The sequence below is a fragment of the Candidatus Oleimmundimicrobium sp. genome (assembly GCF_030651595.1).
Classification (GTDB): Bacteria; Actinomycetota; Aquicultoria; order UBA3085; family Oleimmundimicrobiaceae; genus JAUSCH01.
On sequence record NZ_JAUSCH010000034.1, the window covers coordinates 1 to 3,108 of the forward strand.

A 3,108-nucleotide genomic window follows, 5' to 3' on the forward strand; every position below is an offset into this window, starting at 1 on the left:
CCGACCCGGACGCCTTTCGCGCCGAGGCCGAGGCTATCATGGCCACCATGCGGCTGCGCCCCAGCCCGTATTTCGAGACCCCCGACACCGAGGCGCAGATCATGGGCGGGTTGTTCGAGCTGCATCTGCCGCGCGGCTGGCGGGTCTTCATGCGCCGCGGCGATCAGGTTCTGATCCTCACGCCCAGCGGCTTTGTTGCCCTGACAACCGGCGATCCGGCGCGTTTCGCGCTGGGGCTGGGCAATCATGAGGGCAGCCCGCCGATCACCGAGGGCAGCTTTCTGGGCCGGAGCGCGCGCATCGCCGAGGGCCGCGCCGCGCCGCAGGCGCTGGCCGGGGGCGGCGTGATCACTACCATCGCGCTGGACACCTGCCTTGCCAACGGCGATCCGATCGCGATTGCCATCGCCTCAAGTCGCGCCTGGCAAGGGGCCGAGGATTACACCGCCTTCATCGACGGTTTGCGCCTGAACCTGCCGCATGACGCCATCCCCTGCCGCCCGGCCCTGGGCGAGGCTGCAACGGCGACCGACCAGGCCACAGCCCCGCCGCCCGCTTCGCATGCCGCGCCTGCAATGTAACCAGACACATGGTTTGATCAGTCCGGGATAATCTTGGATCAATCGGGACGTGGCGGGATAGGTGCGGGTTATCAAGGGTTTAAACGGTGGTGGTTGGCGTGGTGGCGCGGCGGGGCGGTTTGCGCAATCGCGGGCGGTCGGGAAAAATAAGACACATGGATTGCACAATGGGCCGGTCGTTTGAGAGCGTTTGAAACAGCGTTTAAACCGGGGACCAGGGGCGGGCGGATGTTCAATGATGTACAGCGAGGTGCCGGTAGCGACCTTACGGAAAGCCACAGGAACCGTAAGGTGAGCGTGAGGTGCCAGCGTTCAGCTTACAGATCCGAACCTGAACGCCGCCACCGTGCATGGAGCTTGCGCGTTCAAGTTATGTAAGGTTCCGTTATAGAAAGAAATAATTGATCACGGCGGCTGACAGAAGCCGATTGAGCTTGAATGATTGACCGGCGTTTAAGTATGTGCGTGACGTCACGGGCGCACGATCATCAGGCCGTGCGCTGGTCGGTCTCGTCTTGTTTGCCGAACCGCGCTTCTTGCAGGTCTCTTTCCAGCTGATCGAGCGCCATCAACATAGCGCCGTGGCGCGCCTCTTGTCCTTCTGCCAGGGCGGTGATGCGGTTGTGCATCTCGATGCCAAGTTCCACCTCGCTCACCGTAGGTATCTGCCCGCCGACGCGCCTGTAAACTTGGCGGATGCCGTCTATTACGCGAGAAAACAACCACTTATCAAGCGGAGGCTCCGCAGGCGCAGGTCGCTGGTAGCCTTCACTTCCGCCGACGAGCTCATCCTCCCCCGTTGCGAGCCACTGTAGCGACACGCCCGCAGTGCGCGCCATTGCCATCAGGGCGCTGCGCGATGGGTCTGACTGACCCTGCGCATACTTATCAATGGCGCTCTTCGAGATGCCCGTCAGGGTCGCCATCTCTTTCCGCCCACCTACCACCGCGCAGACCTCCTTAACCCGAGAGCCGAAGGCGAGGTCTGGGGGCGTGTCGGGCTTCTCGTTCCGGTCAGAATTAACGTTCAAGAGCCTGACCCACTTTTTTGCTACATCCGATCTGGTCAGAGTTTCCGTAAACGTATGATTTTACGGCACAATCCCTAATGTAGAAGCAATATTTTGATATAACAAACTCTGACCGACGCTTTCTGGCTTGATTTGCGTATTTTTTTGCTTCAATGTATGTCCGTAAGGTCATTTTTTACACCGCGAGTTCTGCCCGCCCGGATGGCCGTCCGAAGGGGCAAGATGGAAGAGGAGCACAGGTTCATGGCGAAGCCTGCACGGATTGCCCGCAAGGCGCGCGGGTGGCACCCCGAAGAGATCAAGGCCGCGATCCGCATGCGCGGGTCGTCGATGGCCGAGCTCTCGCGCCAGCATGGCTACGGGATCAGCGCAGTCCGCCAGGTGCTGCGCCGCCCGTGGCCCGCGATCGAGCGGCTGGTGGCCGATCACCTGGGCGTCGAGCCGCAGGAAATCTGGCCCGACCGCTACGGCGAAGACGGGTTGCCGAACCGTCTGCTGTTCGGGCGGGTGAAGTTTAACCCGGAACGCACAGACTGTCAGCGTAAAAAAGCGGCGGGGGAATGAACATGGCCCCCGACAAGATCATGCACTTTCTGGGCGGTGCCGCGATTGCCGCGATGGTGGCGCTTGGTGCCACCTGGGCCGGGCTGCCCGCTACCACCGCGCTGATGTTGGCGGCGGCTGCCGCCGCGCTGGCCGGGGCCGCCAAGGAGGTGCTGGATGCGCTGGGGTTTGGCCGGGTCGAGTTTGCCGATTTTGCCTGGACCGTGGCCGGGGCGATCCCGGTCGGGGTGCTGTGGCTGGTGATGGGGTGAGGCGCGGCATGGCACATCCCGATTTCAGCACGATGACCCGCGCGGAACTGAGCGCATGGAAGATCGCGATCGACGCCAGCCTTGCCGCCGCAAAGGTGGCCGGTGGTGCCGATTTCAACGTCGCGTTTCTGGCCGATGACGAGGGCGTGTCGGTCACGTTCACTATCCCTTTGCCGCCCTCTCAATCCTGAAAGGAAGAGTAATGAACCGGATCAACAAGGGCCAGCTGGCCGAGATGATGGCTGACAGTGCCGGGATGACCAAGGCGGAGGCCGCGCGGGCGATCGACGCGCTTGCGCGCGCGGTTACCGCCGCCACGGATCAGGGCGACAGTGTCGTGCTGCAGGGGTTCGGCACCTTCGCGCCGCGCCACCGGGCCGCGCGGACGGGGCGCAACCCTGCCACCGGCGAGACCATCGAGATCGCGGCCAGCACCACGCTGGGCTTCAAGGCCGCCAAGCGCAAGGCGGATGCGTGATGGCCACGGGCAAGCGCATCCCGGCTGCAGAGATCCGGCGCGTCTGGCTGGATGAGCGGCTGACCACAGCGCAGGCCGCCGAGGCGGTCGGGCTGGCGCGGTCGAACCTGTGGCATCGCGCCAGGGCGCTGGGGCTGCCGCCACGCAAGAACGGGCGGCGCTTCGAGATCATGGACCTGCCGCGCTTCACGCGCATGTGGAAC

8 protein-coding genes are annotated in these 3,108 nt (G+C 63.8%); 7 read left to right on the forward strand and 1 reads right to left on the reverse strand.

From position 1 onward, the window contains the following. Both Q7U95_RS02575 and Q7U95_RS02580 read left to right on the forward strand, forming a co-directional pair. Positions 1-581: hypothetical protein (locus Q7U95_RS02575; protein ID WP_308751712.1), on the forward strand; the 581-nt coding region annotated here is incomplete at its 5' end. A gap of 61 nt (positions 582-642) precedes the next feature. Continuing rightward, a complete protein-coding gene (locus Q7U95_RS02580; protein WP_308751713.1) occupies positions 643-765 on the forward strand; it encodes a hypothetical protein in 123 nt (40 codons plus the stop codon). Between the two features lie 304 nt (positions 766-1,069). On the opposite strand, the gene Q7U95_RS02585 is transcribed toward Q7U95_RS02580, so the two are convergent. Continuing rightward, entirely contained in the window at positions 1,070-1,528 is a 459-nt protein-coding gene (locus Q7U95_RS02585) for a helix-turn-helix transcriptional regulator (RefSeq protein WP_308751714.1), read from the reverse strand. Between the two features lie 327 nt (positions 1,529-1,855). Here Q7U95_RS02585 and Q7U95_RS02590 point away from each other — a divergent pair, with 327 nt between their 5' ends. From Q7U95_RS02590 to Q7U95_RS02610, 5 genes are all read left to right on the forward strand, one after another. Further along, entirely contained in the window at positions 1,856-2,176 is a 321-nt protein-coding gene (locus Q7U95_RS02590) for a helix-turn-helix transcriptional regulator (RefSeq protein ID WP_308751715.1), read from the forward strand. Beyond that, complete coding sequence (locus Q7U95_RS02595) at positions 2,173-2,427, forward strand: hypothetical protein (RefSeq protein WP_308751716.1); 255 nt, start codon at positions 2,173-2,175, stop codon at positions 2,425-2,427. The genes Q7U95_RS02590 and Q7U95_RS02595 overlap by 4 nt, the downstream gene beginning before the upstream one ends. Before the next feature lie 8 nt (positions 2,428-2,435). Beyond that, positions 2,436-2,618 carry a hypothetical protein gene (locus tag Q7U95_RS02600; RefSeq protein ID WP_308751717.1) on the forward strand — a complete coding sequence of 61 codons (183 nt, stop codon included), beginning with the start codon at positions 2,436-2,438 and terminating at the stop codon, positions 2,616-2,618. Between the two features lie 20 nt (positions 2,619-2,638). Further along, complete coding sequence (locus Q7U95_RS02605; protein WP_308751719.1) at positions 2,639-2,905, forward strand: HU family DNA-binding protein; 267 nt, start codon at positions 2,639-2,641, stop codon at positions 2,903-2,905. Continuing rightward, positions 2,905-3,108: hypothetical protein (locus tag Q7U95_RS02610; RefSeq protein WP_308751718.1), on the forward strand; the 204-nt coding region annotated here is incomplete at its 3' end. The genes Q7U95_RS02605 and Q7U95_RS02610, both read left to right, overlap by 1 nt.